This is a genomic window from Planococcus kocurii, assembly GCF_001465835.2.
GTDB lineage: Bacteria > Bacillota > Bacilli > Bacillales_A > Planococcaceae > Planococcus > Planococcus kocurii.
The window spans coordinates 774,103-798,505 of record NZ_CP013661.2; the positions used below are offsets into that span (position 1 = coordinate 774,103).

The following is a 24,403-nucleotide window of genomic DNA, read 5'->3' on the forward strand; positions in this document are numbered from 1 at the left end:
GAGAGATAGAAGGGGGAGAGATTATGTCACAAGTTGAAGAGTTATTGGGCACAATTAGCGGTTACATATGGGGACCGCCTTTATTGATTTTATTAGTAGGTACTGGAATTTTCTTAACTGTCCGTCTCGGTGTTCTACAGCTTCGTCTATTGCCCTATGCCTTGAAACTAGTTTTCACTAAAAATACGGATAAAAGCTCTGAAGGGGATATCAGTCACTTTCAGGCACTCTCCACTGCCATGGCTGCTACAGTCGGTACCGGTAATATTGTTGGTGTCGCAACAGCGGTTATTCTCGGCGGACCAGGTGCTATTTTCTGGATGTGGTTCTCAGCATTCTTCGGGATGGCCACGAAATACGGTGAAGCGGTTCTCGCAGTCAAATACCGTGTAGTGGATGCTAAAGGTCAAATGGCTGGCGGACCTATGTATTACTTGGAGCATGGATTAAAACAGAAATGGCTAGCTGTTTTATTTGCTATCTTCGGTGCCCTTGCTGCTTTTGGTATTGGTAATGGCACACAGTCAAACTCAGTTGCTTCGGTTGTTCGTGATACGTTCAGCGTGCCCACATGGATTACAGGCATTATTTTAACCATTTTTACGGCGTTGGTTCTGCTCGGTGGAATTAAGAGCATTGGACGCGTTACTTCATTCTTTGTTCCTTTCATGGCATTGTTTTACATAATCGCAGGAATTATTATTATGATTTTGAACATGGAATTGATTCCAGGAGCTTTTGCTACAATTTTCAGTGCTGCCTTTACAGGTGAAGCAGCAGTTGGTGGTGCTATTGGTGCCGCTATCCGCTACGGTGTGGCACGCGGCGTCTTCTCCAACGAAGCAGGACTTGGTTCCGCTCCGATTGCAGCAGCTGCTGCCATAACAGATCTTCCGGGACGTCAGGCATTGGTGTCTATGACACAAGTGCTTTTCGATACAATCATCATTTGTTCGATTACAGGTGTCACCATTGTCATGTCGGGTCTTTATAAAGACGAGTCACTGGAAGGCGCTGCTTTAACAACTGCTGCTTTTGAACAATTTTTAGGAAGTGCCGGTCCACTTGTAGTGGCGATTGGCTTAATTTTCTTTGCATCCTCTACGATTATTGGATGGTCTTATTACGGAGAGAAATGTTTCCAGTATTTATTCAAAAACCCAGCATTGTTAGTCGTTTATCGCATTGCTTTCGTAGCGATGGTTTTCGTCGGTGCAACCGTTTCACTTGATGTTGTTTGGACGTTCTCTGACGTGATGAATGGTTTGATGGCGTTCCCGAACTTAATTGGTCTTCTTGGTTTGTCTGGTGTTATTGTCTTCGAGACAAAACGCATCGTTGCCAAAATCAAAGAAGAAAAAGAAGCAGAACGCTCTGGCAATTGACATTGCATTTGAATAATGAAATGATAAAGTATACCCATCCGAAAGGCAGGAACTTATCATGGACTTATCAACACCTTCTCCAGAGAATGTTAGCTTTATGATTGAAGAAATAAAAGCAAAATTACGCATGGTTAATGTAGATGCAATGAAAGCTGAGCATTTTAATGCATCTCAATATGAAGACTTGCATGAGCTTTACGAAGTTGTCGCAAATCGCGATAAATTTAGTACGAGCGAAATGCAGGCCATTGCTACTGAGCTTGGTTCTTTACGTAAATAAGATAGTTAAAATCCCCTGAAGGAGACTCCTTTAGGGGATTTTTGATTTGATGCTGTTAATGTGCCTGTCGGAGCAAAACGGTCGTTTCAGCTTTTCTTTTTGGCTAGCTTCAACGACCTGCTCCTCGGGTCATAAGCCATCCCGACTATGCGCCTGTAAACATGTCGCTTCGCCGGTCTGTCTTATGCCTGTCGGAGCAAAACGGTCGTTTCAGCTTTTCTTTTTGGCTAGCTTCAACGACCTGCTCCTCGGGTCATAAGCCATCCCGACTATGCGCCTGTAAACATGTCGCTTCGCCGGTCTGTCTTATGCCTGTCGGAGCAAAACGGTCGTTTCAGCTTTTCTTTTTGGCTAGCTTCAACGACCTGCTCCTCGGGTCATAAGCCATCCCGACTATGCGCCTGTAAACATGCCGCTTCGCCGGTCTGTCTTATGCCTGTCGGTGCAAAACGGTCGTTTCAGCTTTTCTTTTTGGCTAGCTTCAACGACCTGCTCCTCGGGTCATAAGCCATCCCGACTATGCGCCTGTAAACATGTCGCTTCGCCGGTCTGTCTTATGCCTGTCGGAGCAAAACGGTCGTTTCAGCTTTTCTTTTCATAATGTACGACATACCAGCCGCCTTCTTTTATGACAGTTTGGATGCTGAGTAGTTCGAGTCCTGCTTGTTCTCCCCATTCAGCTAGTTCTTCGCGTTCAGGCAACCGGTATAGGTTGTCGAATGATGAGAAAAAGCTATTAAAGACATTGGCAAAAGGTGGACTGTCACTACCTCCGGCAATAGGTGTAATGATGGATAACATGCCTTCTTCTCTAACCCAGCTAGCCAATTCGTTGAAAAGTTCTTGACGTTTTTCAAGGTCGATATAGTGAATGACGTTGTTCATCATGACCATGTCTTGTGGGTTGTCAGGTTTGTATTTCCAAAGATCTGCTTGTTCGATTGTAATGTTTTTGTTTTTTTCCGTTAGTTTCTTCGCAACTTCTATTACTGAAGGGCTGATTTCAATGCCTGTGAAATGTGTATTGGGGAAGCGTTCAGCTAACTTTTTGATGTAGCCACCTTCGCCGCAGCCAATATCTAATACTGAATCCGCATGTGTTTCTTTTAAGCGTCTAGCTATTTTAGGTAAGGCCAATACTTCTAACAAACGACTTGTTTCTGCTACTGTCGACGCATGTTTTTCTTCATCGTAATGAAGACGCTCTTGGTTACGCATCATGTCTGGATAACTTAAAAGTGTTGGAATGTGCAATTCCATCATTTCTTTCAGTAGCACACCTGAAGAATTATTGCCCTTTGGTTTTGGCAATTTCCAGGCATTCCACGTTTTGTAGCGATTTCTTTCCATCTCTTTTAAATGACCGATAGAAACCCCAATACTCACCCACTGCGTTAAAAGATCTTCATCAAGTTGCAACGCATCTGACACGTCAAATTTTGTCATGGGTCGATCAAACGCTTTAAACAAATCTAGCTCATAGCCAACATATGCGTGCCAGCTATACAAAAAAGGTTCGTTCCGTTTCATATACATCCTTGCCTTAAACATCTTCATTACATCAATCATGTGAGTCCCTCCGTTTTCCATGGATAATCTTCTTCCGGTGTATAATACCTTAATTCTTTCGTATCTTTAGCTAAGTCTTTTATACGGACTGGCATAATGCCTCCTTGAATAAATCGGTCTCGAACGTTTTCTTTCCACATGCCTAGTCCTGAAACATTCAGCATTTGTTTAAAATGAAGAATTGGATCTTCTTCCATTCGTTCAAATGTTCGCTGACGTAAGTAACTCACCGGTTTAAATGGAAACGAATAAGCCAGTGCGGCTAAATGACTTAGCTGGATAACATGGTCCGCCCGTTTATAGCGAACCTTTTCATACCATTTTAAATTAGTAAGATCGGTTTGTTGCCGTTCAAACATATCTGCCGTTAGTTCGCCGAGAACATCGGCATCTTGAATTGCCATGTTCATGCCTTCTCCTGCCATTGGATGAACCGCATGACTGGCATCTCCAATAATAGCCTTATTGTCTTTTACATATGAATCAGCATGATACATTACAGGAATCATTAATTGTATTTTTTTCCAATCAAGCAATTGCTGTACATAGCCGTCTACTACAGGTGCTAAGTCTGTATAGAGTTTATGAAAATGACTAATTGGTTTTTCTTTTAATGCTTTGTAATCTCCAGGGGGTATTAAATAAACACTGCGAACCTGATCGTCCGGCAGTGGAAAAAGGCCCAAAAAGCGATTGTATGTAGAAATAATTTTACCATCTGTAAAATCTTCTGCACGTGGAAACGTCACTGTTAGAAAGTGGTGGTTGTAAGTAGTTTGTTTGACCTCAACTTCCATCGCTTTACGCGTAACCGATGAACGCCCTTCTGCTCCGAAGAAAAACTGTGCTTCTACTTCAAATTTTTCTGTCCCTTTTTGAAGCAAAGCTGTTCCCTCTCCATAGCCTTTACAAGCCACACCCTTTAAATAGTGGAAATTATCAAACGCACAAGCGGCTTTTAAAATGACGGACTTTAATTCTTCATGATGCATCATATAAGCTGCATTGTACTTACCCGGCAGCACACTATAATCCATGAACGATTGATCTTTTACTTGCAAGGAACTTGAAAGTTCCAGCATATCTAAAACTTTTATTTCATTTGAGCGATTGCATATTTGTTCGTACAGTCCAAGACTATCGAATATTTGCATACTTTTTGGCTGTAGCAGTTCTCCCTTATAAGTAGGTGCCTTAACAGCCATCCGTTCAGCGAGAACTACATTGACACCACGTTGCACCAATTTCAAAGCAAGCGTCAATCCTCCAATGCCCCCACCGCCAATGAATACATCTGCTTTCATCCGCATCATCCCCTTGTGGCTCTTTACCCTAAATTCAATGGAATGAAAACCCATTAAATGCTTCAACTAAAAAAAGAAGCCCACGAATGGACTTCTCTACACAAGCTATTTTTAAAGTTTATTGTAAGCTACAGCAAGTTCTGCTCCAACTTTTGCATTATGCTTCACTAATTCGATATTAGCGACCAAGCTTTTTCCTTCAGTCAATTCTTTCACTTTACCTAGAAGGAAAGGAGTTACTTCTTTACCAGAAATGCCGTTGTCATTTGCTTCAGCCATTGCCTGTGCAATGATGCCGTTAATGAATGACTCTTCTAGAGCATGTTCTGCTGGAATTGGGTTGGCAATAACTGCTCCGCCTTTGATTCCTAAATCCCATTTCGCTTTTAAGACTTGTGCAAGTTCTGCTGCATCGTCACTGCGGAACGTTAAGTCAAATCCGCTTGAACGCGTGTAAAATGCCGGCATTACATTTGTCTGATAGCCGATAACTGGAACGCCTTTTGTTTCAAGGTACTCCATTGTTAAGCCGATATCCAAAATCGATTTTGCACCTGCACACACAACAGCTACTCCCGTATTGGATAACTCTTCAAGATCAGCTGAAACATCCATCGTCGTCTCAGCGCCTCTATGCACCCCGCCTATGCCGCCTGTTGCGAAAACACGAATGCCCGCAAGTTCTGCACAAATCATCGTCGCAGCCACCGTTGTAGCACCGATTTTTTTTGTAGCGATTAATTGGCCGATATCTCTTCTTGAAACTTTAGCAACACCAGGTGTATTGCCGAGCAATTCAAGCTCTTCTTCGGATAAACCAATTTTAATCTTGCCATCCATAATGGCAATGGTTGCTGGAACTGCTCCATTGTCACGGATAATTTGCTCGACCATACGAGCCGTTTCGACATTCTGTGGATAAGGCATACCGTGTGAGATAATCGTCGATTCAAGTGCTACGATCGGTTTTTTGCCCTCTAGTGCCTGCTGTACTTCAGTTGAATAAGATATCATGTTTGTCATTGTAATTCCTCCAGTTCTTTTTGTAGTTGTACTGCCGTCAATTCGTGCCGTACTGTGTCGTTACTTGCTAGCGTTTTTGCTGCATTCATCATACCTGTACGGATAATTGTTTCGAATTCTTGATCCTCCATGACACTGTGGACAATGGCACTTGAAAATGCATCGCCAGCCCCTGTTACATCGGTAACTTGATCGACTTGCATAGAAGGATAATAACGAATGCCGGTAGAATTCCCAGCCATTGCTCCTTCTTTTCCTGCTGTAATAACTACAGCTTCCGCTCCTCGATTTACTAATTGTTGAACTGCTTGTTGCCAGTCATCTAGTGAATCGATGGACACTTGCAAATATTTACTTGCTTCGTCACGGTTTAAGATTAGCCAACTGATTCCAGTCAAATCTTCACTTAACCGATCCATTTTTGGAGCAGATACGGGAATGACCGCCAGCGGGATTTTATTGGCAGAAGCTAACTGTCTTACATATTCAACAGTTTCCAGAGGACAATTTAAATCGATGACGAGAAAAGCAGCTGATAATAGCGTACTGTCATTTTTAGAAATATACTCCGGTGTCAGAAAATCGTAAATTTTCATATCAGCCATCGCCAACAGCATTTCACCATCGGGTTCTAAAATGGCTGTGTATGTTCCCGTCGAAAATCCTTCGACAGCTTTGGTTAGTTCAGTCGACATAAATGAGTTTGACGCTGACTCGATTAACTTCCATTCTGAATCATTGCCTACAATGGACAAGAGTTTAACAGAATGACCGAGTCTTCCTAGATTCTCGGCTACATTTCTTGCCACTCCACCAACACTACCGGATACTGATGCAGGATTTGACGTTCCCATCTGCGCTCGATGTTGAATCAGAAATTTTCTGTCGACATTGGCACCACCGATGCAGATCACCGTTTTTTCTTCTGGCAACACATAAGCACGTCCTAAAATCTTTCCTTGTTTCATTAAGTTCGAAATAAAGTTGGCAAGCGACGGTCTAGACATATTCAAGTGTTCTGCCATCTCCTGCTGTGACAAATAAGGGTTTCGCCGGATCAATTCCAACACTTCTACTTCTTTTTGATTCATCGTAACACCTCCAACTTAAACATTTGTTTAAATCATAAACTTTTATAACTAAAATAGCAAGTAAAAATAGTAATTCGAATATCGTTATAAATTGTTGCAGGTAGTAACTGAAAATTGCTACTATAGATAGGATGAGAGGAGAGATTTATTTGACATCATTTAATGAAAAGTTATCTCGCTATGCTGAACTGGCTATAAAAGTGGGAGTAAATATCCAACCTGGTCAACAACTTTATATTGCTGCAACCATTGATTCGGCACCATTCGTTCGTTTACTTACAGAAAAAGCATATCAAACAGGGGCTAAACAAGTCTATATTGATTGGGCTGACGATACCGTTACACGGCTGCGCTTTGAATTAGCGCCAGAAGAGGCGTTTACTGAATTTCCTGCCTGGAAAGTACAAGAGCGTGAACAATTAGCAGAGCAAGGTGCTGCATTTATTAGCATCGTGTCACAGAGCCCGGATCTATTGACGGGAATTGATGCGACACGTATTGCAGCTTCACAAAAAGCTACAGGTCAAGCATTGAGTAAATATCGGCAGTATGTCCAATCAGACAAAATTAGTTGGACAGTTCTTGCAGCACCTTCCCAAAAATGGGCAGCTAAAGTATTTCCAGACGCACCAGCAAATCAGCAAGTTGACATGCTATGGGATGCCATTTTCAAAGCTGTACGTGTAGACTTAGATCAACCAATTGAAGCATGGGCTGAGCATGATCGCTTATTGCATACCAAAGTCGATTATTTGAACGACAAAAAATATGCGAAACTTCATTACACATCACCGAAAACAGATTTGGAAGTTGCTCTTCCAGCAGGACATCTTTGGTGTGGTGCAGGTTCAGTTAACGAAAAAGGCGATACGTTCATGGCAAATATGCCAACTGAAGAAGTATTCACCGTTCCTCATAAAACGGGTGTAAACGGCTATGTTTCGAGCACAAAACCACTGAGCTATGGCGGCAATATTATTGATGACTTTAAAGTAACGTTTAAAGATGGGAAAATCATCGACGTGACTGCAGCACAAGGAGAAGAAGTCTTGAAACAATTAGTTGCTACTGATGAAGGTTCACACTTCCTTGGTGAAGTGGCGCTGGTTCCTCATCAGTCACCGATTTCTGATTCGAATATTCTTTTCTATAACACATTGTTTGATGAAAATGCTTCAAACCATTTCGCTATCGGAAGTGCTTATGCATTCTGCCTTGAAGGTGGGAAAACCATGTCACCAGAAGATTTGTTGAAAAACGGCTTGAATCAAAGCATCACACATGTTGATTTTATGGTTGGGTCTTCTGAAATGAATATTGATGGGATCTTGGAAGATGGTTCCCGTGAGCCGATTTTCCGCAACGGCAATTGGGCATTTTAAGTATCGATAATTCGACACTTATTTTTTGCTTCGATATCGGGTATACTTAATATTGATAATTACAGTTTAGAGAGGAGTTATCATTATGTTTTACGATCTTACCGTAGTACTTGGCTTTATGGCCGTAATCTTCATGTTTTTCTTTACGCTTCTTCACTTTCTTGGGAAAGAGCTCCACACGCACGACGCAGAACATGTAGATCCTATTCCTGAAAAAAAATACTAAGCGATAAAAGCCGGTTTCTTCATTGAAGCCGGTTTTTATGTTTGTTACTATATCTCTTGTTCTATACGAGCAGAAGGTTTTAATAAAATACCTGTTACCAGATCATTAAGTAGTCTAGCCACTCAGTCTACTCTGTATGAAAACAACTGTATTTTTCCCTTCCGCTACGTTTTAGGTTCCTTCGACACTTTCACTTAGTCTTCTATAATGGTAAAATCTGTACTAGTTAGCGTCTTTATTTATAGGAGGAATTCACGTATGTTTTCTGCAACAGCTATTGGGATTGATTTAGGAACTGCAAATATATTAGTGTATACAAAAGAAAAAGGCATCATCATAAATGAACCTTCTGTAGTCGCATTGGATGCGAAAACTCGGAACATCTTAGCGGTTGGTAATGAGGCGAAAGCCATGCTTGGCAAAGCTCCTGACTCTATTGATGTGATTCGCCCTTTAAAAGACGGCGTTATCGCAGATTTTGATGTAACAAGAGAACTTTTAACAATTATTATGCAAAGAGCTGCTAAGCAATTAGGCAGCGCTTTTCGTAAGCCTAACGTTATGGTCTGCACACCTTCTGGAGCTACCACGGTCGAACGCCGCGCTATTCACGATGCAGTGAAACAAGGCGGTGCTAAGACCGTTCACTTAATCGAAGAAACTGTCGCAGCAGCTATTGGTGCGGATTTACCAATTAGTGAGCCGGTTGCAAGCGTTATTGTAGACATTGGTGGCGGCACAACAGAGGTTGGCATCATTTCTTTTGGTGGTGTGGTTTCTTCAAATACAGTAAAAGTGGCAGGCGATCGCATGGATGAAGATATCATTCATTATGTCCGCAAAAAGTACAATGTCTTAATCGGCGAACAGACTGCTGAAAATATCAAAAAAGAAATTGGCTATGCACCTGTTCCACATGAAGCTGAATACATGGATATAAGGGGCCGCGATATCTTAACCGGATTGCCGAAAACCATCAACTTAAGTTCTCACGAAACACAAGAAGCGCTAAAAGAATCGCTATCTGCCATTTTAGAATGCATCCGTGCGACCTTGGAAAATTGTCCTGCTGAATTATCAGGCGATATGGTTGACCAAGGTGTCGTTATTTCTGGAGGTGGTGCATTGCTAAAAGGCATGCAAGAATGGTTATCAAAAGAAATTTCGGTACCTGTTCATATCGCGCCACACCCTCTTGAGTCTGTCGCTATTGGCACAGGCCTATCACTTGGCATGATTAAACAACTCGAAAAAATGTCACGTTGATCAGTAAAAACTAGGAGGCTGTCCCCAAAAGTCATAAAAAAAGACTTTTGGGGACAGCCCCTTTTTTTATTTGTGAGAAAAGGCTGATGTCCATTTCGACAGACGCTTTCCGCGGGAGTCGCTGTCTCCATTCCCATCAGCCGTTCTGTAATGAAAAAATGATACAAAAAATCATTTATTTCTGTAAAACGAAAGTTCCCACATCTTCATTACAGAAAAGACGATTTTTATGTGAAATCTGGAGATGACTTTCCCGATAGTACGGAGAAAGTGTGTTCAGTCCTATCCAAGAGCAATCGGTCGTTCAGGCGATTCCTCTTCCTGGGCCTCGATAAAGTGCATACGACGTTCGGGATTGTGGCATGGACCTATAATCTCCTAGAAAGTAGCGGGCATTCGGCAACTGCTTTCAAGGGACTTATGAGACAGCCCCCTGGTTTTCTTCGGTTCGAGAACCTGTTTTCTAAATTTTTTATAAAAGACAAGCCGTTAACAAAAAAAGAAAGTTAATAGATGACTTTTTTCCTGATTTTTTGCATTATGTCAGTTTCAATTCGTATTTTTCAGACATTAGGATTAAACTTAATAAGTATCAGTCGATAAGGGGGAACTATAATGGCTTTATTAGACCAAATCTTAGAGTACAACGAAGTGTTCGTAAAGGAAAAGCGTTACGAGGAATTTATAACGACTAAATTTCCGGATAAAAAATTCGTCATTTTAACATGTATGGATACACGACTTTTAGAAATGCTACCGAAAGCGATGAATTTCAAAAATGGGGATGCGAAAATTGTTAAAAGTGCCGGAGCTGTCATCAACCACCCATTTGGTGGTATTATGCGCAGCCTACTTGTAGCTGTATACGAACTGAATGCAGATGAAATTTATATTGTTGGCCATCATGACTGCGGCATGTCTGCTATAGATCCTGATGTAATCCTTGATAAAATGAAAAAACGAGGAATAGATGAAAAGACCATTGAGATGATGAAGTATTCAGGAGTCAATTTAGAAGGTTGGCTTGGTGGATTTGACGACGTAGCAGAAAGTGTCGCTCATAGTGTCGACATGGTACGTCATCATCCCTTACTAGTCAATACAGTCCCAGTTCATGGCCTGGTTATTGATCCAACTACTGGAAAATTAGATGTTGTTGTTAATGGAAACGAAAACCGCTGAGAGTTTCTCAGCGGTTTTGTTTTTGGTAATAGATGTAATCAAGCGCCATGCCTTCTTTCCCGAATTGCCGTAGCAAAGACGTTACCTGCCCCCTATGATAGCTAGCATGATTAACAAAAGTGAATAGCATTTCTTCTCTAGTTGTGGAAAAATCATCTCCGCGCATATTTCGATAATGGAGCGTTTCTTGCCACTGCGCTTCAGGTAAAGAGGCGAAGAATAATTCCATTTCAGCATGAAGCAACATAAAACTTTCTGCTGCTTGTTCCGTTGTTTCTACATCGAAATGTTCAAATGTCGGATTCGCTACACCTGACATTCGAAGCAACCACAGTTTTTCCACGCCTAAAACATGCTCTGTTGTTTCTTGAATCGAAGCAAAAGAATTGATTCCTTCTGTTTTGTAAAGTTCTTCGCCTAAATCTCTAACGTGTTGCAGGCAGGCTAATGTGGCCCATTTGTGATAGGAGAACATTTTGTCTTTGTTCAATTTACACACCTCTCTCTACCGCTACTCACGATTCAAACCAACGTCGCGCATCTTTCCACCATTTTTTATAGGTGGCCTTGCCCTTTCAAAATTCTTCCTCAATTACTGAATAATAAAAATGGTCTTTCCACTCACCATTTATATAGAGAAAACTCTTCAACAAGCCTTCTTGTCGAAAACCCGTTTTCTCCAACACGCGAATAGAGCCCACATTATCCGGAGAAACATAAGCTTCGACTCGGTGAAGACGAAGCTGTTCAAAACCAAAGACCGTCATTAAGTTGACTGCTTCTGTAGCAATCCCTTTACCCACATACACCTTATCAATCGAATAACCGATCAAAGCACTTAAAAAAGGCATCCGTTTCACGCTGTACACGGAGATGTGTCCAATCAACTTATTGGTATTGTGTTCAAAGATCCCAACGCTGTATTCTCGATTTTCTCTCGCTTGATAAATCGATTCCCGAATTTTTTCTCGCTGAACGCTCGCTGAGAAATAGCTGTCTCGATGACGTGGTTCGTAGACAGACCAGTATTCTCGGTTACGAAGCAGCAATTGCACCATTTCCTCTGCATCTTCAACCGCTAAACTGCGCAGATAGCATGTCTGCCCTTCAAAAAGCAAATTCACACTAGGCCTCAGTAGATGTCAATGAAATGAATTCCTTGGCATCTTGAACACATAAGGCAATTCCTTTTTCCCAAAACGCCTGTTGTGTAATATCTTCGCCTAAATGCTTCATTGCTAAGTCTTCTGCTGACATTACCGCTGTATCACGAAGTAAAGCCATGTACTTTCCTTCAAAACTATCCCCTTCTTCTAAAGCTTTTGCGTATACGCTCAAAGAGAATAAATAACCAAAGGTGTAAGGGAAATTGTAAAAAGGTACTTGGGTAATATAAAAATGTAATTTGGATGCCCAGAAATGTGGATGCGTTGACGCCAATCCGCCCGCAAATCCTTCTGTTTGAGCCTGCTCCATTAATTCATTTAATCTAGCTGCAGGAACAACACCGTTTTTACGTTCTTCATAAAAACGAGTTTCAAAAAGGAAGCGCGAATGAATGTTCATGAAGAAAGCAACACTACGCTGAACTTTATCTTCTAGCAACGCAATTTTCTCTTCATTGGACTGGGCATTTTTCACAGCTGCATCTGCCACAATCATTTCTGCAAATGTAGACGCTGTTTCTGCGACATTCATGGCATACGAACGGTTTAACGCGTGAACTGGACGAAGAGCGAAAGAATGAAATGCATGCCCAAGTTCATGAGCCAAAGTTGCCACATTAGACATCGAGCCACTATAAGTCATGAAAATACGCGATTCTTCACCTAGTGGCAAGCTTGTACAAAATCCACCAGGTCGTTTGTTCGGACGATCTTCTGCTTCGATCCAGCCATTTTCAAAAGCTTGCTGTGCAAATTGCTCTAGTTCCGGACCAAATTTTCCAAATTGCTTAAGGATAAATTCTGCCCCTTCTTGATAAGAAAACTGTTGCGTACTTTCCGTTACTGGTGCATCCACGTCATACCAATCCAGTCCGTCTTTTCCAAGTAGTTTTCCTTTTCGGTTTAAATAATCAACAAAAGGCTGTTTGTTTTTACTAATAGCTCCCCACATGGCATCTAAGGTTTCTTGCTTCATGCGATTAATGTGTAAGGGTTCTTGAAGGGGATTGTCCCATCCACGTTTTTTATACGTTTCCAAACGAAAGCCACCAATGGAATTCAAGGTTTTGGCAAAGAATTCTTCTTTCTCTGTCCATGCTTCCTCTAATTTTTGGTAGGACTCTTTTCGAACTGCTGCATCTTTATGAGAACTCAGATTATTCGCTTGTCCTACCGATAATGACTTCTCTTCGCCGTCCACTGTGACTGTAACGTTAATTTCGCCAACTAGCATATCGTATAATTGGCCCCAGCTGTGATACCCGTCAATACTTAACGCGGTAATCAAGCCTTCCTCTTTTTCAGAAAGTAACATTTTTGCCTCGTCACGCCACTCGTTTAAGACAAACGTAAATTTATGTAAAGACTCTTCGTTTACTAGTTCGTTCCATATGCCATCCTCGGTCTTTACTAAATCTTGTTGGATTTTCTGAAAAGAGTTTTGGAAACGTGCAGATAAGGTCGAAGCTTCACTTTCTAAAATACCTGCTTTTTTATCTTGTGTATTTTGTGCCATCAAACAGCCAATAAATGAACCTGCTTGACTGAGATGGCGCATTACATGGCTCATTTGTTCAAGCAAGTCAGCAACTTTTGGTGCATCTTCTTTCGTCGTTAGTACTTCAAATTTTTGGACGTGCTCTTCAAATTCAGAGAGTTTGTTTACTGCCTCGTCCATATGTAGCCGCAATTCCCGAGATTCACTTCCTCCTGGAAATAGCGTGTCCAAATCCCATTGTTCTGGATAGGTAACTGTCATAATTTCTCCTCCTGATAAACTAAATTTTCTAAAAACACTTCTTTAGTATATCATTTTTCTTTCCGAAACCGGAACAATATTCCACTCTTCAAGCTAATACTTCACCTTATCGACATGTTTAGGGATTTTTTTGGAAAAGGTTAATTGTTGATTGAAACGACGACAGGTATACTAAAATGAAGGAGGGATTCTGCATGATTCGTATTTTACTTATGACAATTTCTTTTATTGCTGTCGTTGTCATGAATACTTTGGCAAATACCTTGCCGTTAAACGATCAAACTACAGGTGACGTGTCTAACCGACTGTTAGTCTTGTTTACACCAGCCGGTTACGTATTTTCAATTTGGTCCATCATCTATCTTTTGCTGGCTGTTTGGATTGTTGCTTTCTGGATACGTTTAAGAAAAGGACAGACCCCTTCATACAAGATCACTTTGTTTTTCGTCTTAAGCTGCCTGTTCAATATAAGTTGGCTCCTGTTATGGCATTATGAGTTTTTTGCCTGGTCCATTGTTGCCATGCTTGGCTACTTGATAGCGTTGATTGCTCTTTATCTGCAATATGGAAATTCGGAAAGATCGTTTACTGAACGGCTGCCTATTTCAATCAATATGGGATGGATTAGTGTAGCCACTATAGCCAACATCAGTTTCGTCTTAACTTTTTACAATTGGAGCGGTTGGGGGTTGAGCGATCAGCTGTGGACAGTTATTATGTTGACAGTCGCGACTGCAATCGCTTTGCATATTCGGTTTCATCATATGGATATTCCTTTCGCTTTGGTCTTTATATGGGCGTTCATTGGAATTGCTGTTAAACACGGTACAGACGAAATGTTAGTAACAACCGCATCTCTTTTCTTGAGCGGCGTTATCTTAACCGGTATTTTGCTCATAAAAAAAAGAACGGCACCTACTCAATAAATCTGCGAGAGACTCGATTAGAGCGAGCTTGTCTGCAGATTTTTTGCATTCACATTCAACTAACATAAAAAAGAGATTCGGCTATTCCACCGAATCTCTTTTTATGTTAGCTGTTTAGTTTAGTCAATAAAATCGGTTCACCTTTTGTTACCAATACAGTATGCTCGATTTGCGCGACCAATGATTGATCCGGTGTTATAAATGTCCAGCCATCACCTGACTCGATAATGTGCTCGGCTTTTTGAGAGATAAAGGGCTCTACTGCAAGTACCATGCCTTCTTTTAAAATCGTCGTCTCCCAAGCATCGTAATAATTTAAAATATGTTGAGGCGCTTCGTGAAGTGATTTACCTATGCCATGTCCAGTCAAGTTTTTGATGACGAACAAACCTTGCTCTTTCGCTTCACGTTCAACAGCCTTACCAATTTGGTTGAGTTTTGCACCGGCTTTGACTTTCGTCATCGCGCGGTCAAATGCCGAAGCAGCTGCTTCACAAATTTTTTCTTTTTCAGCATGTCCTTCGCCTACAACAAATGAAATTCCTGTATCAGAGAAGAATCCTTCATATGACCCCGAAACATCGATATTCACAATATCTCCATCTTGGATGACACGGCTACCTGGAATACCATGAGCCACTTCTTCGTTGACGCTGATACATGTATACCCAGGAAAATCATATTCTGATTTTGGACCGGAAACGCCACCCAGCTCCTCAAATAATTGACCGCCCAGTTCGTCGATTTCTTTTGTCGTGACTCCAGCTTTTGTGGCAGCTTTCATCGCTTCCCGAATTTCAGCCACCATTTGGCCAGCTTTTTTTAACATTTCAATCTCTTTTTCATTAGTTGCTATCATCAATGACCCTTCTTTCAAGCTTTTCTATTCAAGAATTATACCACAAAATTAAAAGGGATTCTCTTCTACAGGTCTAACTAGTTCTGAATCCAAAGATTGAAAAGAAGGCTGTCAAAAGACAGCCTTCTACCATTTCAAGCTTCTGCATCTACCAATTTCGGTGCAGCCGCAAAAAGCGCAGCACAGACAAAAGCAGCAAGCAAGAATACCGGTATCATGTAAGTTGCATTATAGATGACCGAATAGATGATCACATTGCCTTCAGCAAACATGCCGAAGAACAAAATACCTGTAATAACATGGACCAAGTAGCGCAACACAGAAGCGATTAGCACTCCTACTACTATAGCCGTTATCATTTTACCCGTTTGCTTAGCTTGCGCATGTTGCATATACTTTGCACGCATAACGCCCGCTACCCCAACAACTCCATACGCTAAAATATAATCCAGCAAGACCTGCATGACAACAAACCCAAACGATAATGGGGTGACAGAGATAAATCCAGAAACGATTTGCAGGAGCCCGACTAAAATCCCAGTTAGAATTCCGGCACCTGCACCTCTTCTAAAAGCAATTAAAACAATTGGAATCATTACCAAGCTGACCGAGCCGCCTTGTGGCATCCGGAAAGAAATGAAATCCAACACAAATCCAAGAGCCGCGAAAATTGCAATTTCTGTCATCAACAATACTTTTTTATTTCTCATGACTTCCTCCTTAGGTGTTGTGTACATCACCAGAAGGGTCGTGAATAAAACCATATTAAAAACGACGTCAGGACAGAGCCTGGCGTCGTTGTAAGAGCCGGTTTCCATCCACATCCCTGCGCAAGTGTTAACTTACAGGTTCAAAGGGTAAGAACAAATGTTCACTCTCAGCAAAAGCTCCCCTTGTGGTGTATACAACTATATTAACAGTCACCTGTATTATACACAACACTGTTCTTTTATGCAACATCGTTTTAAGATGATGTGATAGGGTAAAGATGAGAATAGTTACGATACTTGAAAGGTGGTGGAGGCAGCCGGGATATTAGGCTTGCCAAAAGGATGATTGAATTGTTAAAAGAATTGATAAAGATTCAAAGTGATACCAAAGAGGGTGCCAACAAAGCTCTTCTTTTCTGTGCCGATTGGCTAAAAACCAAAGGAGAATCCGTGAAGGTTCATGACAATAAAGGCTACTTGATGTTGACAGCTGTTAAAGGGCAAGGAGAAGAGACGATTGTCTGGAATGGTCACGTTGATGTAGTTCCGGGTCATAAAGAGCAATTTGTACCTGTTGAAGAAGGAGATCGACTTTACGGGCGAGGCGCTGCTGACATGAAAGCCGGAGTTGCAGCCATGATGCAGGCGTTTGTCGAACTCGACAGTTCCCTCGTAACTCGCGAAGTGCAGTTACATATTGTCACTGATGAAGAAATTGGCGGACGCCATACATCCAAGTGGCTCGTCGAACAAGGATTCCACGGTGATTTTGTCATTTGCGGAGAACCTACCGGATTAAAAGTCGGGCTTCAATCTAAAGGGATTTTGAGAATGGATATGGTTTTTAAAGGAAAACCTGCTCATGGTAGTCGTCCATGGGAAGGAATTAACGCCATTGAATCTGCGATGAAATTCCATCTGTCTGTCGCCGATTTACCGTTCCGAAAAGAATCCACCGAATATTACGAGCAACCTTCTGTCAATCTGCCCATCATCAAAGCAGGACAACGCTATAATGTCGTTCCTGAAGTTTGTGAAATGTCTTACGATATCCGTTTTATGCCAGGACAGCAAAAAGAAGAGATCGTTCGACAATTGGTGGACTTGGCTGAGACTTTGAACGTTACTATGGATTATAAAGCTTCGGGATCTACACCTCCTCTAACAACTACAAAAGACAATCCATTTATTCAAAGCTTGCAAAAAGCAATTACAGCTACTACACAACAACAAGCTGTTTTGTTTGGTCAGCACGGCGCAGCCGACACACGTTATTATGCAGCCGTAAACGGCGGTGAAGGTGCCATTGAATTCGGACCAAGTGGTGACGACTGGCATGGCAATGCGGAATATGTAACGATTTCAAGTGTTCACGCATACAAAAACATCTTGCTGGCACATGCGCAACTGACGTAAAAGGTTTGCATTATAGAGAACTCGGGAAAACAACAATCACTACGATTATGAATGGAGAGATTTAAATGGCAATTGGAAGACTACTGAAATCTGCAATCAAATATGGCCCTATAGCATATCCCATTATTCGCAAAGTATTAAACAAAAGAAAACAAGGCAAAGCAGGTCAATCCCCTACTAAACAGCCTACTAAAAAACGCTAATAAAAAACGTTCTGGCATATATGCCGGAACGTTTTTTATTAGCATGAAACAGCTACTCTTCTTCCATAAAAAAGTGAACCTCTCAGTATTTAGAGAAAAGTGAATATGCATTTTCGCACATTTTAAACGTAAGGGATTTCTTGCTGTAAAGCCAAGTAACCTGTTTTGTTTTGATCAGAAGGTCGCTTCGCCGTTTCTTCAGCTTCGCTATCTTTTGGTTTCTTCTGTTCTTGCTGTTCTTGTGCTTCTATAATTTCCTCAAAAGACAGCGGGTTTGCTGGTGGCAGTTCAGAATTTTCTATAGTCCACGCTTCTTGATAGTTTTCGAAAAATGCGTTTGCCATCGCCTGGTAACCAATTACGTTCGGATGAACATCGGCTGGATTTGGAATTTTATCCACGCCGTTTGCACCAAATGGTTGGTCTACTGACACAAAAACAGCACCCGCTTTTTCAGCTGACAGTCGAAGAATTTCATTAAGCCGATCCAGTTGTTTGGACGTGCCATTTTTTTGACTTTCACGGACGTGAGGGTATGCAAAATAATAGCCCATCACATAAACAGTGGCATCTGGAGATTTTTCGGTAAGCTCAGACAAGATTAAGTCCATATTTTTTCTTGCTCCATTGAGCGCAAAATCTACTTGACGTTGTTGAAAAGTCAAAGAACCTTGTTTCGAGTCGTTTTGCACTAAACGCAACAGATCATTTGCTCCAGCTGATATCGTTATCAGATTAGCTGACCCAAGCACTTTTTCCGCCTCATCTGTTTGTATACTGTCTAACACATCAGCCGTTGTAAATCCAGGAAATGCCAAATTTTTCGAATAAAAGGCCACGGGTTGATTGCGTGTTAGTTCTTGATGGATCAAATCGGTATAACCCGTATCTATTTGTTGATTGGGTGTTTGTCCTGCTGCTAGTGAATCCCCGATTGCCACATACGCGGCAGGGATTTGTATCGCTGCTTGCGCAGAGGCCGTTCCACTAAACAATAGAAAACCAGCCATTGCTGCCATCCAATACTTCTTCATCTCCATCACCTCTTAGAATGCCCAGTTTCCGTTTCGGAAGATAGGCTCTTTTGAACCATCAATCGTGATGCCATCAATATTCATGTGCTCACTGCCTATCATGAAATCTTCATGGACAATTGACGTGTTAAGGCCGATAGCTGCTAGTTGATTGCGCTCTAAATCGCGTGCACCTTCGTAGCAAGTAGGATAAGAATCGCCAATCGCTAAATGATTTGAAGCATTTTCATCGAATAAGGTATTGTAAAACAGAATATTCGAATCGGAAATTGGAGAATGGAATGGCACTAATGCCACTTCTCCCAAATAAGCTGCCCCTTCGTCGGCGCTAATCATTTCGTCTAGAAGTTCTTGTCCTGTTGCTGCTTTGGCCTGAACAATTTTCCCTTTTTCAAAAGTCAGTGTAAATCCATCAATCACATTGCCTTGGTAGACCAGTGGCTTTGTGTTCTGAACGATGCCATCTACTCCATGCTTCAACGGAACGGTGTAAACTTCTTCGGTCGGCATATTCGCAATAAATGGATTTCCTTGAGGCGTTTTTGACGCACCAGACATCCAAATGTGCTTGTCTGGAAGTTCAATAGTTAAATTCGTTCCAGGTGCACTATACTGCAATTTCACGTAACGTTTATCGTTTAATTGCATAGCTCGTTTCTCTAACAAGGCGATGTGGTTTTTCCAAGCTTCCACTGCATTGCCTTCACCGATTCGTACAGTTTTGAAAATAGCTTGCCATAAAGACTCCATTTGTTGTTCAGCCGGCAAGTTGGGAAACACTTTTTGTGCCCATTTTGAGGACGGAATTGCAACAATCGACCATGCTACTTTGTCCGTTCCAACTGCTTGACGATAGCGCTCTAACGCTGTTCCTGAAGCTTTTTGCCAATCGGCCAAACGTTTTGCTGGAATTCCAGTTAGCAAATCCGGATCTTCCGCATCAATCCACAGGAAAGCCCCACCCGTATTAACAACTTCGTCTCGCTGTAAGACAGACCATTCTGGATATTCTTTAAATGTATCATCAGGAGCTAATTCAAAATGCGTTCGTGTCAATACCGGATCTTCGTAATTAACCTGTACGCGTTTAGCACCTGCTTCATAAGCTTTTCTAACGACAATCCGCGTAAATTCAAGCGTGTCAATTGTTGTATTGATGACGACCAATTGTCCTTTTTGAACATTTAATCCGACATAAACCGTTAATTCAGCGTATTGTTCAAGCTTTTCATGAAAATTCATCGCTTATTCCCCTTCGCGGCAATGGTTTTGCTAGATCCTTCGATTAACTTACCACCATGAACAATTTTTTGAACAGGCTTAGAAGGCAATTCTTTCGTAAATTTTTTATAATGACGTTCATCAGCATACGCCAACAAAGTCAATACTTCACCATCAGCCCCAGCTCTTCCGGTTCTCCCTGAACGATGTAAGTATTGCTCAACGGTTTGTGGAACATCGACGTGAACCACATGCGTCACCAAATCGATATCCAATCCACGTGCCGCTACTTCTGTTGCAATCAAAACGGCTACTTCCCCTTTACGAAAAGCATCTAATGCTTTTTTACGTTCATCTTTTTTCATTTCAGAATGCAATGTGACGATTTTCGCGTCACGGAATTTCAATTTATTTTCCTTCATTAGCAACTGATCTAAGTTATTCACAAACGCTAATGCTTTCATGCCTGGAATATGCGAAATGCTGCGCAGCAATTCCGTTTTATCACGTTCATCCACTTTGATGAATGAATGCGTCACTTTGCCAAACATTGGTAAATCTGCAGCTGTTACTTGCAGACGCGTTGGATGTTGCATTAACCGTTCGGCAACTACTTCTATTTCTTCTGTAATGGTCGCAGACACAAGAACCAATTGGCGATCATGTTGCGTTTTTTCAATCAAGTCTTTCATAATCCCACGGTGCTCACGCGCCATTAACTGATCGCCTTCATCCAATACCAACATACGGATTTCATGCATTTTCAATTTTTTCGTTTTCACTAATTCATTTAGACGTCCCGGAGTTCCAACTACAATCGTTGGCTTTTTCTTCAGCTTTTCTAATTGACGCTGCATATTTGCACCACCAATCAACTGCGTAACGGTTACGTCTGTTCCTTCTGTCCACTCACGTAAGACATTAACGATTTGCATAGACAATTCCTGCGATGGCGCAACGATCATTGCTTGTATTGCTGGTTTTTCTGGATTTACTCGTTCTAATATCGGCAAGACATATGCCAAAGTTTTACCAGAACCTGTTGGAGATTCTGCTACGATATCATTGCCTGCTAACATTTCTGGAATCATCTGGTCTTGAATCGGCATTGCCGCTTCAAATCCAGCCTTCTCCCATTTCTCTTGCCATATTGGACTTAGTTCTTTTATAAAAGTCATTTGCGATTCCACCTTTTTTTCAATGCTTTTAGTGTACCATATTTGCTGTTTTATCGCCTTTTTGAAACCGGAAAAGTGCAAGCCTCCCTAGTGTCTAATGACTAACAAAGTGCAGTCATTTCTATTTTCTTAAATTCAAAAAGCCAGCCCGGATACCGGACTGACTCAGTCAATTATTCAGTTACTTCTTTTCGTCTGTAGACAATTTCTTTTTCGGCTTCAGTGACTGGTCGAACAGGCTTTTTAATAAAGAAAGCCAGTATCAATGATACGAGCGCGATAAAAGTAGAAACGAAAAACGCGAAGTTAATGCCGTCAAGCATGGCTAAGTTCAAAATACTCTCCGGAGAAGTTCCACTTGCCGCCAATTCTTTCGCTGACGATTCGGTGCGTGTGTTCATGATGGTAATTAAGAAAGCAGATCCAACAGCCCCTGCCACTTGCTGCAACGTATTATTGATTGCTGTTCCGTGAGGGTAAGATTTTATCGGCAAGGTATTCAAACCGTTGGTCATAACCGGCATCATAACCATTGAAATACCAAACATCCGCAATGTGTAAATTACCATAATACTGACGTAACTAGAGTCTAAGCTCAATTGGCTAAACATATACGTCGTTAAAACAACTAATGACAACCCAGGAATGGCCAACACTTTAGCGCCAAAACGGTCGAAAAGTCGGCCAGTAATCGGCGACATAAAGCCCATAATTAAAGCGCCCGGCAACATTAACAACCCCGAGTTAATCGGTGAAATTCCTTTGATGGTTTGGATATAAATCGGCATTAAAATCATTGCTGAGAACATAGACATGGAAAGAGAAATTGAAATAGCAGATGATAAAGCAAACATCGGATATTTATAAATTCGAATTTCCAGTAAAGGCTCATCTAATTTTAATTGGCGGAACCCGAAAACAATTAAAGATATCACACCTATTGCGATTGTCACTATGACAGTGGCATTGGTCCAGCCGAGCGTTCCGGCTGAACTGAACCCGTATAAAACACCGCCGAATCCTAAACTTGAAAGAGCCAACGAAGCTTTATCAAGTGATATATCTCTATTTTGGAATGTTAGGTTCTTTAATTTGAATATCCCTAAAGTAAGAGGAACTAGTGCGATCGGTAAGACAATCCAAAAGAGAACACGCCATGAGTAATGCTCGACGATAAATCCAGAAAGAGTTGGGCCAATTGCAGGTGCAACGACCATAACCAGTCCGAATATCCCCATTGCAGATCCTCGTTTTTCAACAGGAAAAGCAGCAAGCATAACGTTCATTAATAATGGCATCATCAATGCTGCCCCAGAAGCTTGGACCATTCTGCCGATTAGCAGAATGCTAAATGTTGGCGATATTGCCGCCAATAATGTGCCGAGTGCAAATAATGACATCGCCACAATGAAAATCGAACGATTGGAATAGCGCTGAATGAAAAAAGCACTAGCAGGAATCAAAATCCCGTTAACTAGCATATAGCCTGTAACTAACCATTGTGCTGTAGAAGCGGCTATATTTAAATCGATCATAATTTCAGGCAATGCAATGTTCAACAAAGTCTGATTAAAAATCGCTACGAACGCGCCGGTAAAGAGAATGGCAATAATGCCATAAGGTGGTTTTTTCTGTTCTGTCATATTTTCATTTCCTCCATACATCTTACGCTTTTTCTATTTCTTCATTTGATTATTCTATACCGGTTGTATATTTTTTTCAAGTCAAATGTTTTATTCATCTTTAATCATTGATTTGAAAGCGTTTTTAACTTATTATAAAGATAGACTAACGGTATAAAGGTGAGGTATATGAATCCGAAAAAACAACAAATTTTAAGCGCAGCCTACAAGCTGTTCATCAATAAAGGCTATAACCCCTCTTCTATCCAAGACATACTCGATGATGCTGGCGTGTCTAAAGGAACTTTCTACAACTATTTCGGTTCCAAATCTGAGTGCCTTATGGCAATCATGGAATCTATTGGCAGTGAAATTCGCCAGCAACGATTAGCCGCAGCACTTGGAATGCTAACCAACGATCCAGAGGTTCTGGCAGAACAACTGTCTATTCGCATCAAGCTGAACCTTGAAAAAAATCTATTTTCTCTCTACGAAAGCATCTTTTATTCACAAGATCCGGAACTAAAAGCATTTTCCATTAAACAATATACGTTAGAAATGGAATGGATTTCTTCACGAATCGTAGATGTTTTTGGCAAAGAAGCAGCTCCTTACGCATTAGAAAATGCGGCTTTTGTCCACGGTTATGTTCAGCAACTGATCCATTTATGGCGTCTCGTTTCTGTGGAGGAATTACCGGCAGAAAAACTCTCTTCTTTTGTCGTCCGCCGCTTACAAGCAACGATAACTCTTCAAATAGCAGCGAAAGACAGTTTTATTGGCAAGCTCAAATTACCAATCGCCACTTTAGCAGATCATGTTAGCATTGAAGAACTTGCTATGCTATTAGAAGCTTATGCTCAAAACTTAAAAGATCATGCCAACACACGGCAATTAGTGCAGTTTCTAGCAACAGAGCTCGCCACAGAAGCGCCGAGAAAAGCGTTAATTGAAAGTGTCCTAACGACTTTAGCTAATGACAAACGGATCGAAGCTGAACTGTCGATACTCATAGAACAAGTATGGAAGCATTTAGACGAGTTGGCATAAAAAAAGCGAAGCCAGTTTTGGCTTCGCTTTTTTCGACATTTGCTTTTGTGTGCATTTCATCACTAGTAGCTATATTGTCTTCCAGCAAAATGGGGATGCCATGCAAATGTGAAATCGTTTCTTTGTACATTAAAACTGATTTTTTCTGAAGTTAAGTTATCAGCTGTCAGTTCTTGCTACATTTCGGCAATCGTCAGTTCAACTAATCGATTCTTGCGATAGGTTGCTAATTTTTCATCACACATGAACATGGCTCCTACTTTGTATCAACCATTAAAAAAAGCCAGAATCAACCGGCTTTTTCATTGTCTGTATAAGTTTTCATTAATTCATAAAGTGAAGTTTCATATAATTGTCTGCCATTGATCTTAAATACATTTTGTTCGACTAACCCTTGAATGATGGTTTCACGTTTATCTGTGAATTTTGACTCGGGCACTTGTTTCATTTTCATCGTTATCTCCTTCTGGAAGTATTCTTTTATCTTTACCCTATGATTTATCTCTTTAAAACCTGTAACTCAGTAAAGTTGTGTCAAAAATAAAAAAAGA

At 41.2% G+C, this 24,403-nt stretch carries 24 protein-coding genes and 1 riboswitch; of the genes, 10 read left to right on the top strand and 14 right to left on the bottom strand.

The features are described 5' to 3' along the window. Nucleotides 1–23 precede the first annotated feature (23 nt). Nucleotides 24–1,385: an alanine/glycine:cation symporter family protein gene (locus AUO94_RS04035; RefSeq protein WP_058386018.1), complete on the top strand. Its 1,362-nt coding sequence runs from the start codon at nt 24–26 to the stop codon at nt 1,383–1,385. 58 nt (nt 1,386–1,443) lie between these two features. After that, the gene (locus AUO94_RS04040) at nt 1,444–1,665 is read left to right on the top strand and encodes a DUF1128 domain-containing protein (RefSeq protein WP_058386019.1); all 222 of its coding nucleotides are present in this window, start codon (nt 1,444–1,446) and stop codon (nt 1,663–1,665) included. 582 nt (nt 1,666–2,247) lie between these two features. Here the strand turns inward: AUO94_RS04040 and AUO94_RS04045 are convergent. From AUO94_RS04045 to AUO94_RS04060, 4 genes are all read right to left on the bottom strand, one after another. Then, nucleotides 2,248–3,234, bottom strand: a complete 987-nt coding sequence (locus tag AUO94_RS04045) for a class I SAM-dependent methyltransferase (RefSeq protein WP_058386020.1) — start codon at nt 3,232–3,234, stop codon at nt 2,248–2,250. Then, complete coding sequence (locus AUO94_RS04050; RefSeq protein ID WP_082707495.1) at nt 3,231–4,538, bottom strand: FAD-dependent oxidoreductase; 1,308 nt, start codon at nt 4,536–4,538, stop codon at nt 3,231–3,233. The genes AUO94_RS04045 and AUO94_RS04050 overlap by 4 nt, the downstream gene beginning before the upstream one ends. Nucleotides 4,539–4,649: 111 nt before the next feature. Beyond that, nucleotides 4,650–5,561 carry a pseudouridine-5'-phosphate glycosidase gene (locus AUO94_RS04055; protein WP_058386021.1) on the bottom strand — a complete coding sequence of 304 codons (912 nt, stop codon included), beginning with the start codon at nt 5,559–5,561 and terminating at the stop codon, nt 4,650–4,652. Continuing rightward, nucleotides 5,558–6,652, bottom strand: coding sequence for a carbohydrate kinase (locus AUO94_RS04060; protein WP_058386022.1), 1,095 nt, complete (start codon nt 6,650–6,652; stop codon nt 5,558–5,560). Before AUO94_RS04060 ends, AUO94_RS04055 begins: the two co-directional genes overlap by 4 nt. 149 nt (nt 6,653–6,801) lie before the next feature. Between AUO94_RS04060 and AUO94_RS04065 the strand changes: the two genes are divergently transcribed. The 4 genes from AUO94_RS04065 to AUO94_RS04075 all read left to right on the top strand — a co-directional run bounded on the left by AUO94_RS04065 (nt 6,802) and on the right by AUO94_RS04075 (nt 10,708). After that, nucleotides 6,802–8,034: an aminopeptidase gene (locus AUO94_RS04065; protein ID WP_058386023.1), complete on the top strand. Its 1,233-nt coding sequence runs from the start codon at nt 6,802–6,804 to the stop codon at nt 8,032–8,034. A gap of 85 nt (nt 8,035–8,119) precedes the next feature. Next, nucleotides 8,120–8,260, top strand: coding sequence for a hypothetical protein (locus AUO94_RS17340; protein ID WP_169793158.1), 141 nt, complete (start codon nt 8,120–8,122; stop codon nt 8,258–8,260). A gap of 258 nt (nt 8,261–8,518) precedes the next feature. Continuing rightward, nucleotides 8,519–9,526 (top strand): rod-share determining protein MreBH, encoded by a 1,008-nt coding sequence (mreBH, locus tag AUO94_RS04070; RefSeq protein ID WP_058386024.1) that lies wholly within the window; start codon nt 8,519–8,521, stop codon nt 9,524–9,526. Nucleotides 9,527–10,141: 615 nt separating this feature from the next. Then, nucleotides 10,142–10,708 carry a beta-class carbonic anhydrase gene (locus tag AUO94_RS04075; protein ID WP_058386025.1) on the top strand — a complete coding sequence of 189 codons (567 nt, stop codon included), beginning with the start codon at nt 10,142–10,144 and terminating at the stop codon, nt 10,706–10,708. A gap of 7 nt (nt 10,709–10,715) precedes the next feature. Here AUO94_RS04075 and AUO94_RS04080 read toward each other — a convergent pair whose 3' ends face one another. The 3 genes from AUO94_RS04080 to AUO94_RS04090 form a co-directional block, all read right to left on the bottom strand. Beyond that, complete coding sequence (locus AUO94_RS04080) at nt 10,716–11,198, bottom strand: DinB family protein (RefSeq protein WP_058386026.1); 483 nt, start codon at nt 11,196–11,198, stop codon at nt 10,716–10,718. Nucleotides 11,199–11,283: 85 nt separating this feature from the next. Then, entirely contained in the window at nt 11,284–11,832 is a 549-nt protein-coding gene (locus AUO94_RS04085; RefSeq protein ID WP_058386027.1) for a GNAT family N-acetyltransferase, read from the bottom strand. 1 nt (nt 11,833) lies between these two features. Beyond that, the gene (locus AUO94_RS04090; RefSeq protein WP_082707496.1) at nt 11,834–13,633 is read right to left on the bottom strand and encodes a M3 family oligoendopeptidase; all 1,800 of its coding nucleotides are present in this window, start codon (nt 13,631–13,633) and stop codon (nt 11,834–11,836) included. A 194-nt stretch (nt 13,634–13,827) separates the two neighbouring features. On the opposite strand from AUO94_RS04090, the gene AUO94_RS04095 reads away from it, so the two are divergent. Then, on the top strand, nt 13,828–14,559 hold the full coding sequence (locus AUO94_RS04095; RefSeq protein ID WP_058386029.1) for a tryptophan-rich sensory protein: 732 nt from the start codon (nt 13,828–13,830) through the stop codon (nt 14,557–14,559). A gap of 106 nt (nt 14,560–14,665) precedes the next feature. Here the strand turns inward: AUO94_RS04095 and map are convergent, their stop codons facing one another. Then, nucleotides 14,666–15,418 (bottom strand): type I methionyl aminopeptidase, encoded by a 753-nt coding sequence (gene map / locus AUO94_RS04100; RefSeq protein ID WP_058386030.1) that lies wholly within the window; start codon nt 15,416–15,418, stop codon nt 14,666–14,668. Nucleotides 15,419–15,552: 134 nt separating this feature from the next. Then, entirely contained in the window at nt 15,553–16,128 is a 576-nt protein-coding gene (thiT, locus tag AUO94_RS04105; protein ID WP_058386031.1) for an energy-coupled thiamine transporter ThiT, read from the bottom strand. Nucleotides 16,129–16,224: 96 nt separating this feature from the next. Next, a riboswitch (TPP riboswitch) is annotated at nt 16,225–16,322 on the bottom strand. Between the two features lie 148 nt (nt 16,323–16,470). Here thiT and AUO94_RS04110 point away from each other — a divergent pair. Both AUO94_RS04110 and AUO94_RS17345 read left to right on the top strand, forming a co-directional pair. After that, nucleotides 16,471–17,544 (top strand): M20 family metallopeptidase, encoded by a 1,074-nt coding sequence (locus AUO94_RS04110; RefSeq protein WP_058386032.1) that lies wholly within the window; start codon nt 16,471–16,473, stop codon nt 17,542–17,544. A 65-nt stretch (nt 17,545–17,609) separates the two neighbouring features. Continuing rightward, nucleotides 17,610–17,747 (top strand): hypothetical protein, encoded by a 138-nt coding sequence (locus tag AUO94_RS17345; protein ID WP_169793159.1) that lies wholly within the window; start codon nt 17,610–17,612, stop codon nt 17,745–17,747. Between the two features lie 122 nt (nt 17,748–17,869). On the opposite strand, the gene AUO94_RS04115 is transcribed toward AUO94_RS17345, so the two are convergent. The 4 genes from AUO94_RS04115 to AUO94_RS04130 form a co-directional block, all read right to left on the bottom strand. Then, nucleotides 17,870–18,781 (bottom strand): SGNH/GDSL hydrolase family protein, encoded by a 912-nt coding sequence (locus AUO94_RS04115; protein WP_058386033.1) that lies wholly within the window; start codon nt 18,779–18,781, stop codon nt 17,870–17,872. A gap of 12 nt (nt 18,782–18,793) precedes the next feature. Then, complete coding sequence (locus AUO94_RS04120) at nt 18,794–20,023, bottom strand: aminopeptidase (protein ID WP_058386034.1); 1,230 nt, start codon at nt 20,021–20,023, stop codon at nt 18,794–18,796. Continuing rightward, nucleotides 20,020–21,180 (bottom strand): DEAD/DEAH box helicase, encoded by a 1,161-nt coding sequence (locus AUO94_RS04125; protein ID WP_058386035.1) that lies wholly within the window; start codon nt 21,178–21,180, stop codon nt 20,020–20,022. The genes AUO94_RS04120 and AUO94_RS04125 overlap by 4 nt, the downstream gene beginning before the upstream one ends. Before the next feature lie 173 nt (nt 21,181–21,353). Then, nucleotides 21,354–22,823 (bottom strand): MDR family MFS transporter, encoded by a 1,470-nt coding sequence (locus AUO94_RS04130; protein WP_058386036.1) that lies wholly within the window; start codon nt 22,821–22,823, stop codon nt 21,354–21,356. A gap of 168 nt (nt 22,824–22,991) precedes the next feature. Here AUO94_RS04130 and AUO94_RS04135 point away from each other — a divergent pair, with 168 nt between their 5' ends. Continuing rightward, nucleotides 22,992–23,852: a TetR/AcrR family transcriptional regulator gene (locus AUO94_RS04135; RefSeq protein WP_058386037.1), complete on the top strand. Its 861-nt coding sequence runs from the start codon at nt 22,992–22,994 to the stop codon at nt 23,850–23,852. 289 nt (nt 23,853–24,141) lie between these two features. Here the strand turns inward: AUO94_RS04135 and fbpA are convergent, their stop codons facing one another. Beyond that, nucleotides 24,142–24,306: a Fur-regulated basic protein FbpA gene (fbpA, locus tag AUO94_RS17210; RefSeq protein WP_143039503.1), complete on the bottom strand. Its 165-nt coding sequence runs from the start codon at nt 24,304–24,306 to the stop codon at nt 24,142–24,144. Nucleotides 24,307–24,403: the final 97 nt, after the last annotated feature.

Coding starts and splice junctions, on each gene's coding strand:
- AUO94_RS04050 (WP_082707495.1), bottom strand. CDS start 4,538: ATGAAAGCAGATGTATTCATTGGCGGTGGGGGCATTGGAGGATTGACG.
- AUO94_RS04075 (WP_058386025.1), top strand. CDS start 10,142: ATGGCTTTATTAGACCAAATCTTAGAGTACAACGAAGTGTTCGTAAAG.
- AUO94_RS04095 (WP_058386029.1), top strand. CDS start 13,828: ATGATTCGTATTTTACTTATGACAATTTCTTTTATTGCTGTCGTTGTC.
- AUO94_RS04055 (WP_058386021.1), bottom strand. CDS start 5,561: ATGACAAACATGATATCTTATTCAACTGAAGTACAGCAGGCACTAGAG.
- AUO94_RS04040 (WP_058386019.1), top strand. CDS start 1,444: ATGGACTTATCAACACCTTCTCCAGAGAATGTTAGCTTTATGATTGAA.
- AUO94_RS04120 (WP_058386034.1), bottom strand. CDS start 20,023: ATGAATTTTCATGAAAAGCTTGAACAATACGCTGAATTAACGGTTTAT.
- fbpA (WP_143039503.1), bottom strand. CDS start 24,306: ATGAAAATGAAACAAGTGCCCGAGTCAAAATTCACAGATAAACGTGAA.
- AUO94_RS17340 (WP_169793158.1), top strand. CDS start 8,120: ATGTTTTACGATCTTACCGTAGTACTTGGCTTTATGGCCGTAATCTTC.
- AUO94_RS04130 (WP_058386036.1), bottom strand. CDS start 22,823: ATGACAGAACAGAAAAAACCACCTTATGGCATTATTGCCATTCTCTTT.
- AUO94_RS04135 (WP_058386037.1), top strand. CDS start 22,992: ATGAATCCGAAAAAACAACAAATTTTAAGCGCAGCCTACAAGCTGTTC.
- AUO94_RS04060 (WP_058386022.1), bottom strand. CDS start 6,652: ATGAATCAAAAAGAAGTAGAAGTGTTGGAATTGATCCGGCGAAACCCT.
- AUO94_RS04115 (WP_058386033.1), bottom strand. CDS start 18,781: ATGAAGAAGTATTGGATGGCAGCAATGGCTGGTTTTCTATTGTTTAGT.
- AUO94_RS04045 (WP_058386020.1), bottom strand. CDS start 3,234: ATGATTGATGTAATGAAGATGTTTAAGGCAAGGATGTATATGAAACGG.
- mreBH (WP_058386024.1), top strand. CDS start 8,519: ATGTTTTCTGCAACAGCTATTGGGATTGATTTAGGAACTGCAAATATA.
- AUO94_RS04110 (WP_058386032.1), top strand. CDS start 16,471: ATGATTGAATTGTTAAAAGAATTGATAAAGATTCAAAGTGATACCAAA.
- AUO94_RS04035 (WP_058386018.1), top strand. CDS start 24: ATGTCACAAGTTGAAGAGTTATTGGGCACAATTAGCGGTTACATATGG.
- AUO94_RS04125 (WP_058386035.1), bottom strand. CDS start 21,180: ATGACTTTTATAAAAGAACTAAGTCCAATATGGCAAGAGAAATGGGAG.
- AUO94_RS04090 (WP_082707496.1), bottom strand. CDS start 13,633: ATGACAGTTACCTATCCAGAACAATGGGATTTGGACACGCTATTTCCA.
- thiT (WP_058386031.1), bottom strand. CDS start 16,128: ATGAGAAATAAAAAAGTATTGTTGATGACAGAAATTGCAATTTTCGCG.
- AUO94_RS17345 (WP_169793159.1), top strand. CDS start 17,610: ATGGCAATTGGAAGACTACTGAAATCTGCAATCAAATATGGCCCTATA.
- map (WP_058386030.1), bottom strand. CDS start 15,418: ATGATAGCAACTAATGAAAAAGAGATTGAAATGTTAAAAAAAGCTGGC.